Annotated in this window: 18 protein-coding genes; 9 read left to right on the top strand and 9 right to left on the bottom strand. The window is 50.4% G+C overall.

The features are described 5' to 3' along the window. The first annotated feature begins 30 nt into the window (after nt 1-30). The 6 genes from P2H89_RS10245 (at nt 31) to P2H89_RS10220 (ending at nt 9,804) form a co-directional block, all read left to right on the top strand. Nucleotides 31-846: an SAM-dependent chlorinase/fluorinase gene (locus P2H89_RS10245; RefSeq protein WP_275826628.1), complete on the top strand. Its 816-nt coding sequence runs from the start codon at nt 31-33 to the stop codon at nt 844-846. A gap of 192 nt (nt 847-1,038) precedes the next feature. Then, nucleotides 1,039-4,359, top strand: coding sequence for a DUF2723 domain-containing protein (locus tag P2H89_RS10240; protein WP_275826627.1), 3,321 nt, complete (start codon nt 1,039-1,041; stop codon nt 4,357-4,359). Between the two features lie 432 nt (nt 4,360-4,791). Continuing rightward, complete coding sequence (locus P2H89_RS10235; protein ID WP_275826625.1) at nt 4,792-6,612, top strand: T9SS type A sorting domain-containing protein; 1,821 nt, start codon at nt 4,792-4,794, stop codon at nt 6,610-6,612. Between the two features lie 151 nt (nt 6,613-6,763). Next, nucleotides 6,764-7,861 (top strand): VWA domain-containing protein, encoded by a 1,098-nt coding sequence (locus P2H89_RS10230; RefSeq protein ID WP_275826624.1) that lies wholly within the window; start codon nt 6,764-6,766, stop codon nt 7,859-7,861. 13 nt (nt 7,862-7,874) lie between these two features. Next, nucleotides 7,875-8,255 carry a hypothetical protein gene (locus P2H89_RS10225; protein ID WP_275826622.1) on the top strand — a complete coding sequence of 127 codons (381 nt, stop codon included), beginning with the start codon at nt 7,875-7,877 and terminating at the stop codon, nt 8,253-8,255. Nucleotides 8,256-8,277: 22 nt separating this feature from the next. After that, entirely contained in the window at nt 8,278-9,804 is a 1,527-nt protein-coding gene (locus P2H89_RS10220) for a sigma 54-interacting transcriptional regulator (RefSeq protein WP_275826621.1), read from the top strand. A gap of 120 nt (nt 9,805-9,924) precedes the next feature. Here the strand turns inward: P2H89_RS10220 and murB are convergent, their stop codons facing one another. The 4 genes from murB to P2H89_RS10200 form a co-directional block, all read right to left on the bottom strand. Then, nucleotides 9,925-10,938, bottom strand: coding sequence for a UDP-N-acetylmuramate dehydrogenase (gene murB, locus P2H89_RS10215; protein ID WP_275826620.1), 1,014 nt, complete (start codon nt 10,936-10,938; stop codon nt 9,925-9,927). A 59-nt stretch (nt 10,939-10,997) separates the two neighbouring features. Further along, complete coding sequence (gene priA, locus P2H89_RS10210; RefSeq protein WP_275826619.1) at nt 10,998-13,448, bottom strand: primosomal protein N'; 2,451 nt, start codon at nt 13,446-13,448, stop codon at nt 10,998-11,000. A gap of 96 nt (nt 13,449-13,544) precedes the next feature. Then, a complete protein-coding gene (locus P2H89_RS10205; protein WP_275826618.1) occupies nt 13,545-14,321 on the bottom strand; it encodes a lysophospholipid acyltransferase family protein in 777 nt (258 codons plus the stop codon). Nucleotides 14,322-14,490: 169 nt separating this feature from the next. Beyond that, nucleotides 14,491-15,006 (bottom strand): DUF4258 domain-containing protein, encoded by a 516-nt coding sequence (locus P2H89_RS10200; protein ID WP_275826617.1) that lies wholly within the window; start codon nt 15,004-15,006, stop codon nt 14,491-14,493. A 93-nt stretch (nt 15,007-15,099) separates the two neighbouring features. Between P2H89_RS10200 and mtaB the strand changes: the two genes are divergently transcribed. Both mtaB and P2H89_RS10190 read left to right on the top strand, forming a co-directional pair. Beyond that, the gene (gene mtaB / locus P2H89_RS10195; RefSeq protein ID WP_275826616.1) at nt 15,100-16,374 is read left to right on the top strand and encodes a tRNA (N(6)-L-threonylcarbamoyladenosine(37)-C(2))-methylthiotransferase MtaB; all 1,275 of its coding nucleotides are present in this window, start codon (nt 15,100-15,102) and stop codon (nt 16,372-16,374) included. Between the two features lie 39 nt (nt 16,375-16,413). Next, a complete protein-coding gene (locus P2H89_RS10190; RefSeq protein WP_275826615.1) occupies nt 16,414-16,704 on the top strand; it encodes a hypothetical protein in 291 nt (96 codons plus the stop codon). Here the strand turns inward: P2H89_RS10190 and P2H89_RS10185 are convergent. From P2H89_RS10185 to P2H89_RS10175, 3 genes are read right to left on the bottom strand one after another with little or no spacing between them, the layout of a single operon-like run. Beyond that, entirely contained in the window at nt 16,701-17,264 is a 564-nt protein-coding gene (locus tag P2H89_RS10185; RefSeq protein WP_275826614.1) for a YdcF family protein, read from the bottom strand. The genes P2H89_RS10190 and P2H89_RS10185 overlap by 4 nt on opposite strands. A 53-nt stretch (nt 17,265-17,317) precedes the next feature. Continuing rightward, nucleotides 17,318-17,887 carry a DNA-3-methyladenine glycosylase I gene (locus P2H89_RS10180; protein ID WP_275826613.1) on the bottom strand — a complete coding sequence of 190 codons (570 nt, stop codon included), beginning with the start codon at nt 17,885-17,887 and terminating at the stop codon, nt 17,318-17,320. Beyond that, nucleotides 17,856-18,143, bottom strand: a complete 288-nt coding sequence (locus P2H89_RS10175; protein ID WP_275826611.1) for a hypothetical protein — start codon at nt 18,141-18,143, stop codon at nt 17,856-17,858. Before P2H89_RS10175 ends, P2H89_RS10180 begins: the two co-directional genes overlap by 32 nt. A 52-nt stretch (nt 18,144-18,195) precedes the next feature. Between P2H89_RS10175 and P2H89_RS10170 the strand changes: the two genes are divergently transcribed. Next, entirely contained in the window at nt 18,196-19,635 is a 1,440-nt protein-coding gene (locus P2H89_RS10170; protein ID WP_275826610.1) for a PAS domain-containing protein, read from the top strand. A gap of 7 nt (nt 19,636-19,642) precedes the next feature. Here the strand turns inward: P2H89_RS10170 and P2H89_RS10165 are convergent, their stop codons facing one another. Then, on the bottom strand, nt 19,643-20,077 hold the full coding sequence (locus P2H89_RS10165) for a response regulator (protein ID WP_275826609.1): 435 nt from the start codon (nt 20,075-20,077) through the stop codon (nt 19,643-19,645). Nucleotide 20,078: 1 nt separating this feature from the next. After that, complete coding sequence (locus tag P2H89_RS10160) at nt 20,079-21,611, bottom strand: PAS domain-containing sensor histidine kinase (protein WP_275826608.1); 1,533 nt, start codon at nt 21,609-21,611, stop codon at nt 20,079-20,081. Between the last annotated feature and the right edge of the window lie 195 nt (nt 21,612-21,806).

Genomic DNA, 21,806 nt, shown 5'->3' with positions numbered 1-21,806 from the left:
TTAAAACAATTCGAAACCCGTAACTATTGCATGGCCTTAATTACCCTTACATCTGACATTGGGCAGCAGGACTACCTCGTAGGGGCGTTGAAAGGTCAGCTTTTAAAGATCAATCCTGCTTTTTCCCTCATAGACATTTCGCATACCCTGTCGCCGTTCAATTATCCGCAGGCGGCCTATGTGTGCCGAAATGCCATCAATAATTTCCCTCCTTATACTTTTCACCTGTTGCTGGTGAACCTTTTTGAGAAAAAGCCGGAGCAATTGCTGCTGGCCTACCACCAGGAGCAATACATCCTGTGCGCCGATAACGGTTTGCTGACGATGATCCTGGAGGGGAAGCCGGAAATGGTGATCGGCCTGCCGCTCGACAAGGCTGCCAATAAGAATACCCTGTACTGTGCCCGCGTGATGGGCGAGGCGGTGCAGTCGTTGCAGGCGGGTACGGCGCTGCCCGATATCGGTACGCCCGACGTTCCCTTTGCTGAAACGAACCACCTGCGCCCGCTGCTGAGTGAAAACTGGATCGAGGGGCAGATCATTTTCATCGATAATTTCGAGAATATCGTGGTGAACATCACCCATGATCAGTTTGAGGAGCAGCGCCGGGGACGGAGCTTCAAGATCGTTTTCAAGCGCAATGAAGTGATCTCCACGATCAGCGAAACCTATGCCGATGTGCCGGAGGGCGAAAAACTGGCCCTGTTCAATGCGGCGGGCTACCTCGAGATCGCCATCAACAAAGGGAATGCCGCCGGCCTGTTTGGCCTGCAGGGCTTTACCGAGAAGTCGCAGAGCCTGCAAAACCGCCTGTTTTACCAAACGGTGCGGATCTATTTTGAATAGTTTTCCCTGCTTCTCCCCCACCTTATTATGTAAGCGAACGTAAATGCCTGTGGCCGAGCCAGCGGCGTTGGCCAGATATGACTAAAACCTGTTATAAATGCCCGGGATTTGCTTAAGATAAAGAATTGCGAATGGCATTTCCTGAAACCTTAATTCCTCTATATTTGCCAAGTTTAATAAAATCAATACAATATGAATTTTAGCCGTGTCAATAACATTGTAGGTTGGCTGGTTTGTTTGATTGCCTGTACAGTGTATGTTCTGACCATGGAGCCCACGGGTAGTTTCTGGGACTGTGGTGAGTTCGTATCCAGCGCCTACAAGTTACAGATACCTCATCCCCCTGGTGCCCCCCTGTTCGTTTTGCTTGGCCGTTTCTTTATCGTGCTTTTTGGCGATGATCCTGCCAATGCTGCGCGGGGCGTTAACTTCATGAATGCTATTGCCAGCGGCTTTACCATATTGTTCCTTTTCTGGACTATTACCCACTTTGCCCGCAAACTGGTGCAAAAAGCCGGTGCTGAACTGACCGGCGAGCAGACCTTCAACGTAATGGCTGCCGGTGTGGTGGGTGCTTTGGCCTATACTTTTTCCGATTCTTTCTGGTATAGCGCTGTGGAAGGTGAGGTGTATGCCCTCTCCTCTTTGTTCACGGCGATCGTTTTCTGGGCGATCCTGAAATGGGAGCACGAGGTGGACCGCGAAAGCACCACCGATGGTCATAAGTTTTCCCGTGCCGACCGCTGGATCGTGTTCATCTTCTTCATGATGGGTCTTTCGATCGGTGTTCACTTGCTGAACCTGTTGACGATCCCCGCTATTGTAATGGTTTATTATTTCAAGCGCTATAAGGTGACGCCCTGGGGCACTTTCTTTGCCTTTATGCTGGGTTGCGTGATCACGGGCCTGGTACAGGTGGTGATCATCCAGTGGTCGATCAAGGGCGCCGGCGCTTTCGATATCCTGTTCGTGAACAGCTTTGGCATGCCTTTCTTCAGCGGCTTCTTCATTTATTTCGTGCTGCTGGCTGTGCTGTTGGTGATTGGTCTGCGTTTCGACGATGCGAAGATCCAAAAGTTTGGCCTGTTCCCGGTGTGGCTGGCTGCCATCATCCTGCTGTTCTGTTTCCCCTTTATTAAATCGGTAGGTTCTTTCGTGATCCTGATCCTTGGTCTGGCTGGCGTGATCTACCTGTGTTATAGCTATCGTTCGGGTGTTTCTTCGTTCCTGAAGATCGGCATCTGGTCTTCGATCTTTGTGATCCTGGGCTATTCGACCTATTTCACCACACTGGTACGTTCTTCGGCGAACCCATCGGTGGATATGTATAATGTAGATAACCCGGTGAGCCTGGTAGGTTACCTGAGCCGTGAGCAATATGGTGACTGGCCGATCCTGTACGGTCCTTATTTTACCGATAAGCCTACCCAGGAGAATTTCGTGACCACGGGCGACCGCTATGTGAAAGGAAAGGATAAATATGAAATCGTGGGTAAGAATGGTGGTATCGATTACGGTAGCATGCCTACGGCGCACTTGTTCCCCCGCGCCTGGGACCCCAATAACGAGCGTAACCAGGATATGGTATACCGTAATTTTGGAGGTCTTGGGCCGGACGAAGAGCCTACGCGTGCTTCGGAGATCCGTTATTTCATGAGCTACCAGTTCCGTTGGATGTACTGGCGTTATTTCATGTGGAATTTTGCCGGTAAACAAAACGACCTGCAAGGTTTCGGCAACCGCCGTGACGGTAACTGGAACAGCGGTATCAATGCCGTTGACAAAATGCTTGGTCACAGTACGCCCGATGTGCTGCCCGAAACGGCGGGTTCGAAGAACAAAGCCAACAACAAGCTGTTCTTCCTGCCCTTCCTGTTGGGTATTGCGGGTTTCATTTATCAATACCGCAACCGCCGCGACTGGATTGTGGCTTCTCTCCTGTTCTTCTTTACCGGTTTTGCGATCGTTATTTACCTCAACCAGGCGGGTTTCCAGCCGCGTGAGCGTGACTACGCTTATGTAGGTTCGTTCTATGCGTTCGCGATCTGGATCGGTCTGGGTGTTTTGTGGGTAAGAGATATGCTGGCGAAATCGTTGAAAGGGGCGGCTTCGGGATATGCGGCTTTTGCCATTACCCTGCTGGCTGTTCCTGTTCTGATGGCGAGCCAGGAATGGGACGATCACGACCGTGGCAAGAAGCAACTGGCGCGCGACCTGGGTAAAGATTACCTCGAAAGCTGCGATAAGGATGCGATCCTCTTTACGTTTGGTGATAACGATACCTATCCTTTGTGGTATACCCAGGAAGTGGAAGGTGTGCGTAAGGACCTGCGTGTTGTAAACTATAGCTTATTGGGTACTGACTGGTACATCAACCAGCTTCGTTATAAGGTGAACGAAAGTGCTCCGGCCGATGTGATCCTGAAGCCTGAGCAGATACAGGGTGGCAAACGCGACCGTATCTATTACTATCCGCTGCCTGGCTACAACCAGAACGAGTACTACGATCTGTATACTATCCTGAAAGATGTGGTAGCGAGCGAAGATCCCGCGAAGATGGCGCCCATGGAAGGCGGTGATGAAGAGGATCGTCCGAACATCTTCCCCGTGAAGAAGTTCAAGATCCCGGTGGATGTGGAAGCTGCTAAAAAGGATCTGCAACTGAATCCCGGCGACAGCATCCTGAGCGAACTGAAACTGGATATCAACCGCAATTCACTCGATAAAAATGATCTGGCTGTGTTGGCGGTGATCGCTGCCAACAAGTGGAAACGCCCCATCTACTTTACTTCTACCCAGGAGTTGGAAAACCTTGGTCTGGAGAAGTATACCCGTATGGAAGGTCTCTCTTACCGTTTGGTGCCCATCGAAAACCCCAACAATGTTGGTGTAAGGAAGATGTACGATGTGGTGATGAATAAGTTTGCGTATGGCAATGCCAACCGTCCCGGTGTTTATTTCGATGAAGAGAACCGCCGCCATGTGAACAGCATCCGCCAGGCACATGCCCTGCTCGGTTTGACGCTGGCTCAGCTGAATATGAAGGACTCTGCGAAAAAGGTATTGAACCGTTACGATAGCAATGTGCTGGAAGAGAATGTACCTTATGGTATGACCTCTAACCGCGGTAACTTCCACAACCGGGTGTCTATGTCGTTCCTGCTGGCTGCTTATGAAGCAGGCGACCTTACACTGGCTGCGAAAGTGAATGGCTCTATGAAGCGCGACCTGGAACAGCAGATGCGTTATTACCGTACGCTGGGTGATGATATGCAGGCCGACCAACTGGCTATGCAGGCGGCGGGTTATCTGCAGAACAAGGGCTCGCTGTTGACTCCTGCGCAGGAAGGATTTGCACAAGACATCCTTTCCTCTTACCAGATGATCATGCAACTGGGTGAATGGGAAAAACAATATGCAGGTGGTAAAAAGCCTGGTGTTCCTAACGAGAATGCTGGTGGTCAAATTATCACGGCTCCCGATTCTGGTGCAAAGCCGAAGGATACTCCGTAACTATTACAGCTGATCGCAGCTAAAGGTATATTCCCCGTTCCGACGACTGTTGGAACGGGGTTTTTGTTTGCCGGAATGCCTCACCGGCTACGTAATGAGGGTGCTGTGTGGATGTTTGCATTTGTTATCCGCTCGTTAACGCATCGTATTTTTACTAACGGTTGGGCTACCTCCCGGGTTGGTGTTGCAACATAGTGTCGATTAGCGTATAACCGTAAGGGCAGGTTTTTAAATTAATATGCCGATGTGTTTCGTATATTGATTTATTTTATTAAATTAGAATGAGCAACCTACCATGTGACCCTCCTACAATCTCCAATCTCCGTTTTACTTAGTGTAGTACATTCCGTGCCTCTTCTTCAACTTCCAATTTCTTAGGGCGACGTCCATTATCCATGGCGAATGGAATTCTTCACCTTTTAAAACTATAGTATGAAAAGGATTGCTTGCCTGTGGGCACTTGTGCTTACCTGTTTGTATTCCCGTGCCCAAACGGGAAACCTTGAACTTACTTTTGGTTCTGGTGGTGCTGCTATCACCGGATTTGGATCGGGAGCGGATGAAGCGAGGAACCTCGTTGTGCAACCCGATGGGAAGATCGTGGTGGTGGGTCATGCTTTCAATGGGACTAATCTTGATTTTGCGGTGGCGCGTTATAATGCCAATGGAACGCCCGACATGGGTTTTGGTACGGGTGGTAAGGTAATGACCGACATTGCCGGCGGTGACGACCTGGCGTATGGCGTCATTATTCAGCCCGATGGTAAGATCGTGGTGGCCGGGGATGGTAAACTGGCCAGTTACGATTTTACGGTGGTGCGGTACACGACGACTGGCGCCCTCGACCCTACCTTTAGTGGTGATGGGATCGTTACCACGGATCTCACTTCTTCTTCGGACGACCACGTCAATTACATGCTGATACAGCCCGATGGCAAGCTGGTGGTGAATGGCTACCGGAACTCGGGCAGCAATGGCGATTTTGCGGTGGTTCGCTATACGACGGCGGGTGTACCTGACCCGGCTTTTGGCGGAGGTGACGGCATTGTTACTGTAGACATCAATGGTGGTTCGGAAGACTTTTCTTCGGGCGTGGTGATCCAACCGGATGGTAAGCTCATCGTTTCGGGGTCGTCCGGTGGTGGTCTCGTTTATGACTTCGCTGCGGTGCGGCTCAATACTGATGGTACGCCGGATATTACTTTCGGTGGCGGGGACGGCATTGTGTTCTACTCTATCGGTGGCGATGACCATTGTTATGCGTCGGTGCTGCAGCCCGATGGCAAAGTAGTGCTGGCGGGCTGGGCTGATTTTAGCGGTCAGGATGATTTTGCAGCGATGCGGCTGCTGACGAACGGAAACCTGGACCCCAGCTTCAGCGGAGACGGTATTGTAACGCTTAATATGGGGCCGGGCCTTACGGATGACCAGGCGATCGGTGTGACGCTGCAGGTGAATGGAAGGATTATTTTATGTGGCAATAGTTCGAACGGTGATTTCAACGTGGTTCGTTATGATGCCTTTGGCGTTCTTGACCCTTCTTTCAATAGTGATGGTATTGCTGCCGGCGATCTGGCTGGCGGGCAAACGGATTTTGCGCGCAAAGTTAAACTGAGTGGTTATAATATCCTGGTGGCTGGATGGACCTCGCTGGGTGGCAATCATGATTTTGCGCTGGCTGCTTTTCAAAATGATTTTGCCCCCCTGCCTGTGTTGCTGACAAAGTTTATGGCACAGAAGAACAATGACCAGGTCGTGCTGGAATGGTTCACCTCGAATGAAGAAAACGTAGATCAATTCATCATTGAACGCAGTGCAGATGGCATCAATTATACTTCTATCGGCAAGTTGCCTCCTCAGGCGCTTCAGGCTGTCAATAAACGCTATTCTTTTACCGATCAGCATCCGCTGGCTGGCAAGGATTTCTACCGGCTCCTCATCAAAGATGTGGACGGCAAGAAGCAATACAGCAAGTTTGTTTTGATCAGGCTGGACAATCTCAACAGCAGCGTGCAAGTATTTCCCAATCCGGCTGCCGATCATTTACAGGTGCAGATCCCGGTATCGGTAAAAGGCAGGATGGTGATCCAGGTGGCGGATGGCAGCGGCAAAGTTGTGAGAACGCTGAGCTTTGAAGCTACGGGCAATATGCTGGCTACGACCATCAATATCAGCGGGCTGTCGAGGGGCTTATACACGCTCCGGATCAAGGGGGCTGCCCAGCAATTGACTACCAGCTTCCTGAAGCAGTAGGACTTATGCAATTCCAAGCGCCGCCCGGCGGGGCGGGCTGCAACAATTTTGCGTAACAATTTGTTATTGAAATTGGTATGTATTGCCGTGTCCATAGTCGGCAATTATGCTTAAATTGAGGTAACCGATTATATAGCTAAATTGATAATTTGTGATAGGTCACCATTTTACAAAGTTTGATCCCAACAACAAAGGCAAGAGCCGCTTTGACCAGTTGCTGGATGTGCTGATGCAGTTACTGGCCTATACCAATGGCGATATTACGGAGGCGTTGAACTGGATGAACCAGCTCGACAAGGAGTACGACCTGACCGACGGTGAGTATGGTATGGGCGATTTCATCGAGGAGCTGCGGGAGAAGGGGTATATCCAGGAGAACCCGGTGAGCGGGCAGATCTCCATTACTTCGAAAACCGAGCAAGGTATCCGCAAGAAATCGCTGGAAGAGATCTTCGGTAAGTTGAAAAAAACGAAAGCCGGTCAGCACCATACCTTCAAGCCTGGCCAGGGCGATGAGATCAGTCCGGACAGCCGGCCGTTCCAGTTTGGGGATACGCTGGAGCAGATCGATTTTACGACTTCGATCCTGAATGCCCAGATCAACCACGGCATCGAGAGTTTCAGTATGCAGGAGGATGATCTGTCGATCCGGGAAACGGATTTCAAGGCACAGACCTCTACAGTGCTGATGATCGATATTTCACATTCGATGATCCTGTATGGCGAGGACCGCATTACGCCGGCTAAGAAAGTGGCCATGGCGTTGAGTGAGTTGATCACGACCAAGTATCCGAAAGACACGCTGGACATTGTGGTGTTTGGGAATGATGCCTGGCCGGTGGAGATCAAGGACCTCCCCTATCTGCAGGTGGGGCCTTACCACACGAATACGGTGGCGGGTCTGGAGATGGCGATGGACCTGTTGCGGAGGAGAAAGAACCCGAATAAGCAGATCTTCATGATCACCGATGGCAAACCTACCTGCCTGAAGGTGGGCAAGCGCTATTATAAGAACAGTTTTGGGCTTGATCGCAAGATCACCAACCGCTGCCTCAACCTGGCGGCGCAGTGCAAGAAACTGAAGATCCCGATCACTACCTTTATGATCGCTACCGATCCCTACCTGCAGCGTTTTGTGCAGGAATTTACCGAGACCAATAACGGCAAGGCTTTCTTTGCTTCGCTCGACAAACTGGGCGCTTTCATTTTTAAAGATTTCGAGAGTGGACGGAGGAAGACGGTGTATTAACTAAACCCTATTCATGAAGACTGTTTTTGTCGTGTTTTTGAATGCGATCCTATTCATAGGTTGCGGAGATACATCATCAGTTCCTCCCAGTGTTGAAAGAGATCGAAAAAATGCTGGGCAGTTAACGATTCTCCTGGATGAGGGAGAGTCTTTTACCTACAGCATGTCGAATACAGAAGGTATGGCGACCACGAGAACGATTGAAAGTATTCAGGTTGATCATATCAAGCCAATCCTTACAGAGGCGCAAAGACTGGTGAAAAATAAAGGTGTTCCATTTTCCGTAAGGATACTGCTAGACCAGGACACAACCTCAGCAAGCTACCGGAATACGAAGCTTGCGTTACAGGAGTTGAGCATAGAAGATTACGAAGTGCTCAGGTTAAGCAAATAATATCACAACAGAATAATATCTAATGACTAAAAGATTAGCAGCAACGTTAGGTGAACTGAAAAAGAGTGGGTATAAACCATTATCGGTCAAAGAAGAGATCCGGAAGAACCTGATCTGTTCCCTGAAGAAAAAAGAGAATACTTTTAAGGGCATTGTGGGCTATGAAGAAACGGTGATCCCCGATGTAGAACGGGCCTTGCTTTCCAAACATAATATCCTATTCCTCGGGTTGCGTGGCCAGGCGAAGACGCGTATGGCGCGCCAAATGGTTGACCTGCTGGACGAATATGTTCCCGTGGTATATGGCAGTGAGATCAATGACGACCCGCTGCATCCTATTTCCCGCTACGCTAAAGACCTTATTGAAGAGAAAGGCGACGATACCCCCATCACCTGGCTGCACCGCAGCGAGCGTTATGGAGAGAAGCTGGCCACACCCGATGTGAGCGTGGCCGACCTGATCGGTGATATCGACCCCATCAAAGCGGCCAACCTCAAGCTGCATTTTGCCGATGAGCGGGTAATCCATTACGGCATTATTCCCCGCAGTAACCGGGGCATTTTTGTGATCAATGAGATTCCCGATCTGCAGGCGCGCATCCAGGTGGCATTGTTCAACATCCTCGAAGAAGGTGATGTGCAGATACGCGGTTTTAAACTGCGCATGCCGCTCGATATCCTCTTCGTGTTTACAGCCAACCCGGAAGATTATACCAATCGTGGTTCGATCGTTACGCCGCTGAAAGACCGTATCGAAAGCCAGATATTAACGCATTATCCAAAGACGCTCGAAACGGCACTTACCATTACTGAACAGGAGGCCGATGTGCCTGCTGAACAACAGGAAAAGGTGCGTATTGCTGACCTCATCAAACGCCTGATAGAACAAATTCCCTTCGAGGCACGGGCCAGTGAGCTCGTTGACAAGAAGAGCGGTGTTTCGGCGCGTTTGAGTATTTCGGCTTTTGAAAATGCCGTGAGTGCGGCCGAGCGCCGGGTGATCATCAACCAGGAGAAGGACACCCAGGTGTGGATCAGTGATATGATCGGTGTAATCCCTTCCATTACCGGTAAGATCGAGCTGGTGTATGAAGGGGAGCAGGAAGGCCCCTACCAGGTGGCAATGAACCTGCTTGACAAATCGATCCGCACGCAGTTCGTTCATTACTTCCCCAATCCCGAATCGCTGAAGAAAAAGCGTAGCCAGCAACAGGCTGAAGAAAATCCTTACAGGGCCATTCAGACCTGGTTCGATAAAGGCAATTCGCTCAACATCCTGTTCAACAGCTCCGATGCGGAAAAGATACAGCAACTGTACCGGGTGGATGGTTTGCATGCTTTGGTGAAACGCTTCTTTAAGCAGGCCAATGAACAAGAGGCCGCTTTGCTGATGGAGTTTGTGTTGCATGGGTTGGCTTCTTTCTCCCTGATCAGTAAAAAGATCGTGGAGAACAAGGTCGAGTTCAAGGACCTGATGGGTTCGATGCTCAACCTGGGTAATACCAATGCTTTTTCGGACGAAGACCTCGAGGAAGGCGACTTCAATTAATTCTTGCGCGGGAGATTTAACGGCGTATAGCTTCTACTAATAAATCAGGCAGCCTTGCGGGGCTGCCTGTTCGTTTTATAGACTGTTGTTCTTAGTTGCGCGTATTCGTGTGATGACGGGTTATACGATATTGACTTCCCTCTCCAGTGTAACGCCAAACTTCGTTTTAATGCTTTGTAATATTTCTTCGCTGAGGTCGTAGACCTGTTTGCCGGTGGCGTTTCCGTAGTTGACGAGTACGAGGGCCTGTTTGGCATGGCAGCCTGCATCGCCGCGGCGCACCCCTTTCCAGCCGCTTTGCTCGATGAGCCAACCCGCAGCCAGTTTGACCGTGCCATCGGGGTTCTTATACCCTACGATGCCGGGAAAGGACTGTTGCAGTGTTGCGTATTGCGTTGCGGGTATGGAGGGATTCTTGAAGAAGCTGCCGGCGTTGCCGATCTCATGGGGATCGGGCAATTTGGATCTGCGAATATTGATGACTGCCTGAGAGATGGTCTGTATGCTAAGGTCTTTGACGCCCATATGCTGCAGCTCCTGTTCGATAGCGCCATAGCTTGTATTGTACAGCGGATGCTTGCGCAGGCGGTAGGTTACATTGAGGATGATGTACTGGTCTTTCAACTTGTGCTTGAATACGCTTTCGCGGTAGCCGAAGGCGCAATCATTGAGGCTGAAGAGTTGTATCTTATTGTCGCTGATGCGAAGGGCCTGTAATTCCTGGAATATGTCTTTGATCTCCACGCCATAGGCGCCGATGTTCTGCATCGGGCTGGCGCCTACATTGCCGGGTATGAGGGAGAGGTTCTCTACGCCGCCGAGATTCCGTTGCAGACAAAACTCAACGAACCCATGCCAGTTCTCCCCTGCCCCTGCTTTTACGTATACATAGTTGTCGTCTTCATCAACCACATGGATGCCTTTGAGCTCATTCTTCAGGACCAGTCCGTCGAAATCTTTTGTAAAGAGAATATTGCTGCCGCCGCCCAATATGAGCATGGGTTCTTTGGCAGGGCGGTTGTGCAACAGTTCCTGCAGTTCTTCGATGGTATGGAATGCAGCCAGTGAACGGGCCTTTACTTCGATGGCCATCGTATTGAAGGGGTGCAAGGACACGTTCTGTTGAATTGGCATATGGATCGTTTGTCGTACAGCAAAATTAATGAGCCCCGGCCATATATGGGGGGCGGTGTTTACATGGTATCTACATCCACGATCACGACTGTTTTTTTGAAACGCTGGTGATTGTGGATGATGGCTATCTGCTCCTGTATCTGTTGTTTGCAGCGGTTGATGAGCTGCGCTTCGCGGGGCAGTTTGATCAGCAACTCTATGAGGTACTGGTTGCGGATGCGGTTGACGATGGGCTCGGCGGGGCCTACCAGGTAGGGGCCGAAGTTGGTTTTGAGTGCGGCGGCCACAGTGTTGGCGGCACCCTCGGCCACTTCCTTGATGTAGTTTTTGAAGGTAAGCAGGATGCACCTGGAAAAGGGCGGATAGGCAAATTGTTTGCGCCCTTCTATTTCGTAGTGGTAAAAGGAATGGTAATCGTGCTGTTGTACAAAGGCCAATACGGGATGGCGGGTATTGGATACCTGTATCATTACCTGGCCCTGCTCGTCTTTACGGCCGGCGCGGCCACTCACCTGTTCCATCAACTGGAAGGCGCGTTCATTGACACGGAAATCGGCAAAGCTGAGCAGGCTGTCGGCATCGAGTATGCCTACCAGCGCCACATGCTCGAAATCGAGCCCCTTGACGACCATCTGTGTGCCCACCAACATATCGAGCCGCTGTTGTTCGAACTGCTGGATGAGACTGTCGTGGGCGGTCTTCCCTTTCACACTGTCTACATCCATCCGTGCGATGCGGTATTTCGGAAATACTTCTTCGAGCTGTTCTTCGATCTTCTCGGTGCCAAAGTTGCGGGTAAGGAATTTATCGCTTCCACAGGCCATGCAGGTATACACGGGCGGATATACAGTGCCGCAGTAGTGGCAATGCAGTTTGTTGGTGTTCTTGTGGAACGTGAGCGACACATCGCAGTATTTACACTGCGGTATCCAGCCGCATGACTGGCAGATCTGGTATGGTGAGTATCCCCGGCGGTTCTGGAACAGGATGACCTGCTTGCCCCTTTGCAGGGTATGGTCTATGGCGTCGTGCAGTTCGGGCGTGATCATGACCTTATCCTTATCGGGCCGCATGATCTTCTTGGTATCGATGATGTTGATATTGGGCAGTTTTACGCCGCCAAAGCGCTCGTTGAGGGTAACGAAGCCATACTTCTGCGTTTGTGCATTGTAATAGCTTTCGATGGAGGGCGTGGCGCTGCCTAATAATACGCGTGCGTTGAACAGGGAGGCGTAATAGACGGCTCCGTCGCGCGCATGGTAACGCGGGGCGGGATCCTGTTGTTTGTAGGAGGCGTCGTGCTCTTCGTCGGCCACGATGAGGCCGAGATCACTGAAGGGAAGGAATAAGGATGAGCGGGCGCCGAGTACGATCTTCAGTTCGCCGTTCTTGACCTTGTTCCATATTTCGAGCCGTTCGTTCTGGTTGAACTTGCTGTGGTAGATACCGATATAGCCACCGAAATGCCTTTGCAGGCGGCGGATGATCTGTGAAGTAAGCGCGATCTCGGGGAGCAGGTACAATACCTGTTTGCCTTTGCGTACATAATCCTCTATGATCTTTATATACACCTGGGTTTTACCGCTGGAGGTTACGCCGTGCAGCAGGCAAACGGGTTTGTCGGCCAGAGATATCTTCACTTCATCGAGTGCCAGTTGCTGTGCCGGTGTAAGGGTAAAGTCGATGTTGATGTTGCGTGGCAGGTAGCTAAGTCTGTCTACATGCCGTTTCTCGAGGAAGAGGATGTTCTTATCAACCAGCCCTTTCAGTTGATTGTCGGAAGCGTTGCTTTTCTTCAGCAGCTGGGCTTTCGATACTTCTCCTTCTGTTTTGGAGATGTAGAGGTAGCTCAGCAGCAGTTCCAGTTGCTTTTCGGCACGCTGCAGTTTCTTGTCTTCGTTGAGCAGTTTGGCCAGTTCTTCTTCATTGTCGTAGATGGGATTGAGCAGTACGAAAGATTCCTTTTTGGCGGTGTAGGTTTCCTTGAGTGCTTCCCATACGAAGCAGACCTTTTTATCGATGAGCCTTTTGATGACGGGATATACGTGGGAGGAATCGAGCAGTTGCTGTACTTCGCCGATCTTCAATTCTTTCTTGAGCAGCAGCGCTTCGCCGACGAGGTATTCGTCGTGGTCGAGCTGGTTGAAGTTATCGCCGTATTCTTCGTTGTAGACGAGCTGTGTTTCGCTACTGAGCTTGAAGTGAGATGGCAGGGCGGCGGCCATCACCTCTCCTTCGCTGCACATATAGTACCGGGCGATCCATTCCCAGAGCTGAAGCTGTTCTTTGTATACGATGGGTTCTACATCGAGTACGTTGAGGATGTCCTTGGCTTCGAAGAACTCAGGTTTTTCATTGTGCAGCCTTTTTACAACACCTGCATAACGTTTGGTTTGTTTGAGACCTACTTCCACGCGGACGCCGGGTTTTACCTGGTCGAGCAGGTGATCGGGTACGGCCCAGGTGTAGTTCTTCGGTAATGCCAGCGGTATTATGACTTCTGCGTACAATGGATTCAATTAAAGCGCAATATACGTGTTAGAAGGCAACTGAGGCACCCCCGACATGCGTTGGGGCAATCCCGCCATTCGGCGGAACAACGAGGGCTAGGTGGTCACCGGTTGGGCTTGTATCCAGTCGGCCTGGTATTCTTTGAGTTTGGCTTCCATGACCTGATATACTTTTTGTTTGAGGGCGGGCAGGTCTTTGCTGGTGAGTCCTGCTACGGGTATGGGTTCGAGGAATACGGACCGTGAGCGGCCGGGATTGATCGTGAGCACGCTTTTGTAATGCATACGGGCGTAGGCGTCGAGAAAGAGTACAGGTTTGATGGGGGTTTGCGTTTCTATGGCGATGCGGAAGGCGCCGTCGAAAAAGTCCTTTACCGGCTGGTGGGTCTCGTTGAAGGTGCCTTCGGGAAAGATGAAGATGGAGATGCCTTTTTTGATGACCGATTTGAGCACCCGCACACTGCGGGCGCGGTTTTCGGCGCTGCTGCGATCGACGGTAACGACGGTATTGCGGTAGATGTATCCGAACACGGGCATTTTGGACATTTCTACTTTACCGAGCACTCTTACCGGTTGCCGAAGGGTTGTAACGATAATGGGGGCATCGAGGTAAGAAATGTGGTTGGCTACGAATATGTATTGCTGTTTTTTATCATGCGGCACCTCATAGATGTTGCGGTGGCGGATGCCGATAAAAAAGAACCAAAGGTCACCCCACATACTACAGAGGCCGTAAATGAAATTGCCTCCATCGATCTTGCCAAAGAATGATCCTGCAATGACAGCCGGCAGCACGCTGATCATGATCATCACGAAGACGATATAAGCGTAGAGACAATAAAGCCACCGCAATAAGTTCTTGAGCCATTTCATGGGGCAGTTTCCGGGTTTAAAGCGAAAAGTAATCAATTTTAGTGACAGTCGCAGGGCTGGCGGTAGTAGTTGCGTTACTCGTTGAACGGGCTGTTGCGTTCAGGTGGGCCTGATGAGGTTACTGATTAACAGGGGGGGCCACTGCACCGGTTGCCGGTGGGGTTACCGTTTAGCGACAGTCGCAGGTCCAGTCGGTATCGAGGTCGATGACCGTGACTACCACCATGCCCCGGCTGGCGGTGGCGAATATGATGCGTACCTGTTGTCCGTCGTGGGTGCGGCCTTCGAGGGCATATTTAGGATCCGGACGGGCAGCGGGTTCGCTTTTCCGTTCGTTGATGCTGCCGGTTTGGAGGATCTCCTCTACTTCGCTTTCGTCGATGTGGCGGCAGGCCATGCGACAGCGGGCATGTTTGGTGTAGATGAGCTTTCCATCGCCATGGCGGCGATCGAACCCGCCATTGCGGTTGGCTTCATCGCTGGGCGGTTTGGTTGGCTGCGGGCGGTGATCGTTGGGGCCGGCTGGCTGGGGGCGGTCCTTTTCGGGCTCCCGACGGTCGTTGGTTTGCTCCTGCCGGGGATCCTGCCTGTCCTTGTGTCGTGACCGATTGTTCCTCAATACGATACCGAGTACGATGATGATAACGACCAGGGCTATAGAGATGGGACGGCGCGATTTATTCATGCGCCAAATTACTTATAAATTTGGTTACGAGGGGGTTGGATAGCGGGGCCATTCCCGGTCAAAACGGCAAATGATCGTTATCTTTGCCGCGTCATGGCAGAAAAAAGGACTGTAGCATTTCATACACTAGGTTGTAAGCTTAATTTTTCAGAAACTTCCACGCTTTCACGATTGCTGGAGAATGAGGGTTTCGAAAAGCGCGAATTTGAAGAGGAGGCCGATGTTTACGTGATCAACACCTGTTCGGTCACTGACAATGCCGATAAAGAGTGCCGGCACCTGGTGCGCCGCATTCAGCGGAAGGCTCCTGAGAGCCTGGTGGTGATCACCGGCTGCTATGCGCAGTTAAAACCCAGGGAGATCGCTGAAATTCCTGGGGTAGACCTTGTGCTGGGGGCTGCTGAAAAGTTTAACATTGCTCATCATATCCGCGAACTGGCCAAAGGCGATTCTGCCAAAATATGCAGCTGCGATATCGAAACGATCACTGGTTTCAATGCTTCTTATTCGCTCAATGACCGCACGCGTACTTTCCTGAAAGTGCAGGATGGCTGCGATTACAATTGTTCTTTTTGTACGATCCCGATGGCGCGTGGCAAGAGCCGCAGCGACAGTGTTGCCAATGTATTGCGCAATGTGGAGGAATTGAAGGGCTCGGATGTTAAGGAGATCGTGCTGACGGGCGTAAATCTGGGCGATTTTGGCAAGGGGCCCGATGGCAACAAGCGTCATGAGGAGGATTTCCTGGACCTGATCCGTGAACTGGACAAGGTAGAACATATTGACCGTTACCGCATTTCTTCTATCGAACCGAACCTGCTTACCAACGAGATCGTTGAGTTTGTGGCCAACAGCCGCAGGTTCATGCCGCATTTCCATATTCCGCTGCAAAGCGGCAGCAATCATATACTTGGTTTGATGCGCCGGCGTTATAAAAGGGAGTTATATGCCGAAAGGGTGAACCTGATCAAGACCCTGATGCCGCACTGTGCGATCGGCGTCGACGTCATTGTAGGCTTCCCCGGCGAGTCAAATGACCATTTCAAAGAAACTTTTGACTTTTTGCATGCGCTTGACGTAACTTATCTCCACGTTTTCACGTATTCTGAACGGGATAATACCAAAGCGCTGGAGATCGATCCTGTGGTGCCGGTGAATATCCGGAACGAACGAAACAAAACGCTGCGCAACTTGTCTTATATGAAAATGCAGTACTTCACCCAACTGCATGCTGGCCAAACTCGTAAAGTATTATTTGAAAGGCACGAGAAGAATGGTATGATGGAGGGGTATAGTGACAACTACATCAAAGTGACGATGCCTTACCGGGCCGACCATGCTAACCAGGTTGTGGACTGCAGGCTGTAAACAATTCAGTTTAACCAGGTGTTAGAAGATATGGAAAGTATGAAGAAATTCCAGGTGACGATACACTTCGAGATGGATGACGAATTCATGTCTCTGGTACCCTCCCACCGTGTTTATGTTGATACGCTGATTGAAAAGGGGATCATTGATCAGTATGTGGTTTCCATGGAATCACAAAGGGTTTGGATCACTTTCACGGCGCACGACAAACAGGAGATAGAGGATTACCTGGTCAAATCTCCCATTCATAAATACTGGAGCTACGAGATCGACGAACTGTTCATCTACGACGGCCAGCATTACCGCCTGCCTGCCCTCCAATTGAATTAATACACCAAGCGATATTTGTAATACGCCGGAAACTCCCGGAGCAGTCCATACCAATCGGCGAAGGTCATGAATTTCGAACTGGCGCCTTCCACTTCCTCCATGCCGAGCTTCTTCACAATGTATTTTGTACGGGTTACGTGGTAATAGCTGGTTACTATGACAGCTGTTTGAAATTCACCTTGTTTGTTAAGACTTTGAAAATTCCTGGCGGTGAGATAACTGTTGTCTCCCTCGTTATCGACGATGATGTCTTCGGTTGGCACACCTTTCGCGACCAGGTAGTTACGCATGCCGTCGCCTTCGGGATAGCGGGTTTTGCCGATGCCGCCACTGACGAATAATTTGTGCACCTGCCGGTTGCGGTACAGGCGGAGGGCTTCGTCTACCCTACCCTGCAGCCAGGGCGATAAGGTGCCATCGGCGAATACGGTATTACCCAGTATGATAGCTACATCGGCCTGGCCGGTAAATTCGTGGAAACCATCTTTGACCACCCACAGGCAGTGCAGAAACAACCAGGCAATAAAGAGTAAGGACAGTAAACGTAGTTTGTTGAGCATTGGCTATGCAGCTTTTGACGGTACGGGCAGCTGAACCGGTTTGCGGTGTGGGTTTATTTGTTGCTTTTGCTGTGCCAGGCCGGTTTTTGCTTCAGCACTTTTTTGTAGACCGGGCAGGTTTCGATGTGGGCGCCGGGCAGGTAGCCTGTACTCATGAGGAATTCGCCCACGATCTCCCCTCCGGTGAATACAAAGGTTTTCTTGAAGAGTTTTACCCATTCTTCTTTGGGTTTGGGGTGGTGCATCTGCAACCATTGCTGAAAGGATCCATGTTCTTTTTGCAGGGTGCGGATGCGGCGCGCGTTCTCGATGGCGGCATTTACCTTGAGGCGGTTGCGGATAATGCCTTCATCGGCGAGCAGGCCTGCGATCTTTTTATCAGTATAGCGGGCTACTTTTTCGATGTTGAAGTTGTCGAATGCCTTGAAGAAGTTTTCCTTTTTTCGGAGGATGGTGATCCAGCTAAGGCCTGCCTGGTTGATCTCCAACACGAAGCGGGCAAACAGCTGATCGTCGTCGTGGATGGGAAACCCATATTCATGATCGTGGTAATGGATATTGACATTGCCGGGCTCCATTTGCCAAACGGCTTCACAATAACTTCTTTTGGGTGCTGCGGCCATGATTAAGTGTGGCTGAAACGGTTATTAATAAATTGCTTGCAGACTCAAAATTAACAGGCGCTCTTTCGCCAAAAAAAGAAAAGGGGGGATTTTTTTTTCTGCAACAACTATTTAGTACCTTTTCCACATCTTTTTGAACCATAGCATCCTCCGCAAAATTTTTCATAGGCATCGTTCCCTTACGGGTTGTCAAAAAGCAACCTTGCCCGTTATAAACGGGAGCTTCCGGACCGTAGGCTCTGAATGAATCGAACATGATTTGGCCCGTTTGCCCCGTAGCAGCAAGCAGGCACCACAAAAACCCTATTATGATCACTTCAACGCATCCGTTGAACATCCTTGTAGTGGAAGATAATCCCAGTGATTATTTTCTGTTTTCCGAATACCTGAGGTTGTCTGGATTGCCTATCCGTGAACTGTTCCATGCCCAGAAGCTGCAGGAGGCGGCAGATATTGCGCAGGAGGAAACGCCCGACCTCATCTTCCTCGACCTCACGTTGCCCGATAGTGAGGGCATCCAGACCTTTGAGCGGTTGAACGCCGCCGTTCCCCATATTTCCATCATTGTGTTATCCGGCGTGTCTGACAAAGACGTTGCTCTACATACCATTGCGCTGGGTGCGCAGGACTACCTGGTTAAAGGCGAATTCGATGAAAAGGTGCTTGTGAAATCGATCCAGTACAGCATCGAGCGGAAGAAGATCCTGCAGAAGGTGGTGGAGAACTATGAACGTTATAATACGCTGATCAAAGCGACCAACGATACCATCTGGGACTGGGACCTGCGTACGAATGAGATATTGTGGAACGAAGGTATTACGACCATTTTTGGCTTCAGGCCGGTAGATGTGCAGAATACCTACGAATGGTACTCGCAGAAGATCCATCCCGATGACCGGGAGCGGGTATTATTGAAAATAGAAGGCTGCATTACGGAGGGCAAAGATCAATGGGAAGATGAATACCGTTACCTATCGGGTGCGGGCACCTACCGTTTTGTTTTCGACCGCGGTTATATCTTGCGGAACGACCAGCACAAGCCTTACCGGGTGATAGGCGCAATGATGGATATTACGGAACGTAAGAAAATGCAGGAAGAGCTGGTGCGCAGCCAGATCGAGACGCAGAAACTGATCACCCAGATCACTATCCAGACGCAGGAGCAGGAAAGACGGGAGATCGGCCGGGAGCTGCACGACAATATCAACCAGATACTGGCTACGGCCAAGTTGTGCGTGGATATGGCGCTGAACGATGAGGATATCCGAAAAGAACTGCTGACCAAAAGCTATGACAATATCTCCAGGGCCATCAACGAGATCCGGTCTTTGTCGAAGACGCTGGTGCCACCCTCGCTGGGCGATATCGGGCTGAAGGAAGCTTTGCTGGAGATGATCGAGAACATGACGGTGTCGCCGGAGCTGCGTATCCGTATCAAGGCCAATGACCACCACATTGAAACGCTATCGAATAACAAGAAACTGATCCTTTACCGGATCGTGCAGGAGCAGATGAACAATATCGTGAAGCATGCACGGGCTACCCATGCCGAGGTGGAACTAAAGACTTCGCGCAAGAAGGCGCACCTGGTGATCAAGGACAACGGCATTGGCTTCGATCCCAAACAGAAGGCCAAGGGTATCGGGCTGAACAATATCGTGAGCCGTGTGGAGATGCAGAACGGAAACCTTGAAATTATCAGCAGCAGCGGTCAGGGTTGCGTGCTGAAGGTGGATATTCCTCTCTGAGACTACGTTACTTTACTTCCCAATCGAAATGTTCTTTCAGGATGCCGTTGATAATGTCTTCGGTGAGCGGTTTATTCTGGTAACTGGATATATAGCTAATCGTTTTGGCTTTGTTCTCATCTTCGGGATTGAAGGAGGTGGTGAGCATCACCACGATGATCGAAGCTTTTTGTTGGGGTGACAGCCGATCGTATTGTTCCAGAAATTCCCAGCCATCCATGGCCGGCATGTTGATGTCGAGGAAGATAAGATCCGGGACCGGTGGTTTGCTGCCGGTTTGTTCTGCTGATTTGCCTGAAAGATAGTCCAACGCTTCGCGGGCGCTTTGGGCCACGCGTACCTCGTTGGCAAATCCTGTTTCCTCGATCAGCATTTTGTTGAGGAAGTTGGTGGGTTCATCGTCATCGATGAGTAATACACAATTAAGTTTTCTGTTCGTCATATCACTGTATTTCTGAGATGGTGAAGTGAAAGGTGCTTCCTTCGCCGGGTATTGATTCTACCCAGATCTGTCCGCCATGTAATTCTACGATCTTCTTGCAATGTGCGAGCCCGATGCCCGAACCTTCATAATCGGTGCGGTTGTGCAGGCGCTGAAAGATCACAAAGATCTTTTCCTGGTATTGGGATTCTATGCCGATGCCGTTGTCGGTTACGGAGAACTGCCAGGCTCCATTGCACCTGCTGGCATTGATCGCTACAGTTGGTGGAATTCCTGGCCTGCGGAACTTAATGGAGTTGCTAACAAGGTTCTGGAACAAGAGTTTGAGTTCTGTGGGGAATCCATCGAGCAAGGGTAGTTTGCCGGATCTTATTTCGGCCTGGCTTTCGCGGATCACCCGGTTGAGGTCGGCCTTCACCTGTTCTATGATGCTGTTGCAATCTACCTGTCTTTTTTCTTTTTCGCGGCCCAGTCTGGAGTAATCGAGGAGGTCGCGGATGAGAATCTTCATCCTGTCGGACGATTGTACGATATAATCCAGGTATTTGTCGGCATTTTCGTCGAGCTTGCCTTTGTATTGTTTTCGCAGCAGATCGACAAAACTGGCCGTAGTGCGCAGCGGTTCCTGCATATCGTGAGAGGCTACATAGGCAAATTGCTCCAGTTCCTTGTTCTTACGTTCCAATTCCTCCGTGCGTTGCTTCACTTTTCGTTCAAGGGTTATATTGGTATCGCGGATTACTTTTTCAAGCTGTTTCTTTTCCGACACGTCGCGTATGGATGCGGTGAGCATAGGGCCTTCTTCGGTTTCCATGGGGCTCAGGGTGAGTTCTACGGGAAACTCCTGTCCGTCTTTGCGCATGGCAAACAGTTCGAATCCTTCGGCTACTTCGGTCGATTGCGGTCCCGGGTAAGTTTTGAAACGCCTGAAGGGATGTAAGCTACCGTAACGTTCAGGAAGCAGGCGTTCTATGTGGTGACCGATCATTTCTTCGCGATCGTAGCCAAACATGGTAACGGTTTTGGCGTTGACCAGCTGTATTAAGCCATCGTCGTTCACTACGATGATGCTGTCGGGTACGCGTTCGAGGAAGTTCCTGAATTTGGATTCGGCTTTCTTGCGCTGCTCTACTTCTTCTTCGAGTTCGTGGGCTGTACGGAGGCTATTGGCGATGGGCAATACCTTGATGAGGTAAAAGACCGTTACCCAGCTTATGATGCCTGTAATGGCCCGCACGAGGGCGTTGATGCGGTATACAGGAAACCAAAAGGTCACCGCATCGAAGAAGTGGGTAGCACCGCAGGCGAGGATGAATGCTGCGAAGAGAAAGTAAAGGCGAATGAACTGGGCATCGTGCCGGCGTGATATAAAGCGGATGATGATAAAGGGTATTGCGAAATAGGCCGACCAAACGAGGAGGTCGCTGATGATGTACAGCCATCCATGGAACTCCGTCCATTTACCGCAATGCCACCGGGGCGGCCAGTCGGACGTGTCCAGTAACCTGGAGAAAAAATCGAAAAACTGGTTCATGCAATAATATTGGATCATCCCAGCCGAAACCTGTTGGCTTACAGGCGTGCCTGCCGGTCTGCATTTCGAATAGGATGAGGGTCTTGTCTAAAATTACAATCAAATAACTTATTATCTACTATATCATACTATTGAAGGGTACAAAATATCAAAGGGCGAGACCTTTGGGAAAGGGTGAAAAGTTTCTGTGTCGTG

Source organism: Paraflavitalea sp. CAU 1676, assembly GCF_029223285.1.
In the GTDB taxonomy this organism is placed as follows: domain Bacteria; phylum Bacteroidota; class Bacteroidia; order Chitinophagales; family Chitinophagaceae; genus Paraflavitalea.
This window is presented reverse-complemented; position numbering and strand designations above follow the sequence as displayed.

What these genes read in the sequence shown, in the direction of transcription:
- P2H89_RS10245 (WP_275826628.1), top strand. Translation starts at nt 31, where the DNA reads ATGGCCTTAATTACCCTTACATCTGACATTGGGCAGCAGGACTACCTC.
- P2H89_RS10240 (WP_275826627.1), top strand. Translation starts at nt 1,039, where the DNA reads ATGAATTTTAGCCGTGTCAATAACATTGTAGGTTGGCTGGTTTGTTTG.
- P2H89_RS10235 (WP_275826625.1), top strand. Translation starts at nt 4,792, where the DNA reads ATGAAAAGGATTGCTTGCCTGTGGGCACTTGTGCTTACCTGTTTGTAT.
- P2H89_RS10225 (WP_275826622.1), top strand. Translation starts at nt 7,875, where the DNA reads ATGAAGACTGTTTTTGTCGTGTTTTTGAATGCGATCCTATTCATAGGT.
- P2H89_RS10220 (WP_275826621.1), top strand. Translation starts at nt 8,278, where the DNA reads ATGACTAAAAGATTAGCAGCAACGTTAGGTGAACTGAAAAAGAGTGGG.
- murB (WP_275826620.1), bottom strand. Translation starts at nt 10,938, where the DNA reads ATGCCAATTCAACAGAACGTGTCCTTGCACCCCTTCAATACGATGGCC.
- P2H89_RS10205 (WP_275826618.1), bottom strand. Translation starts at nt 14,321, where the DNA reads ATGAAATGGCTCAAGAACTTATTGCGGTGGCTTTATTGTCTCTACGCT.
- P2H89_RS10200 (WP_275826617.1), bottom strand. Translation starts at nt 15,006, where the DNA reads ATGAATAAATCGCGCCGTCCCATCTCTATAGCCCTGGTCGTTATCATC.
- mtaB (WP_275826616.1), top strand. Translation starts at nt 15,100, where the DNA reads ATGGCAGAAAAAAGGACTGTAGCATTTCATACACTAGGTTGTAAGCTT.
- P2H89_RS10190 (WP_275826615.1), top strand. Translation starts at nt 16,414, where the DNA reads ATGAAGAAATTCCAGGTGACGATACACTTCGAGATGGATGACGAATTC.
- P2H89_RS10185 (WP_275826614.1), bottom strand. Translation starts at nt 17,264, where the DNA reads ATGCTCAACAAACTACGTTTACTGTCCTTACTCTTTATTGCCTGGTTG.
- P2H89_RS10180 (WP_275826613.1), bottom strand. Translation starts at nt 17,887, where the DNA reads ATGGCCGCAGCACCCAAAAGAAGTTATTGTGAAGCCGTTTGGCAAATG.
- P2H89_RS10175 (WP_275826611.1), bottom strand. Translation starts at nt 18,143, where the DNA reads ATGTTCGATTCATTCAGAGCCTACGGTCCGGAAGCTCCCGTTTATAAC.
- P2H89_RS10170 (WP_275826610.1), top strand. Translation starts at nt 18,196, where the DNA reads ATGATCACTTCAACGCATCCGTTGAACATCCTTGTAGTGGAAGATAAT.
- P2H89_RS10165 (WP_275826609.1), bottom strand. Translation starts at nt 20,077, where the DNA reads ATGACGAACAGAAAACTTAATTGTGTATTACTCATCGATGACGATGAA.
- P2H89_RS10160 (WP_275826608.1), bottom strand. Translation starts at nt 21,611, where the DNA reads ATGAACCAGTTTTTCGATTTTTTCTCCAGGTTACTGGACACGTCCGAC.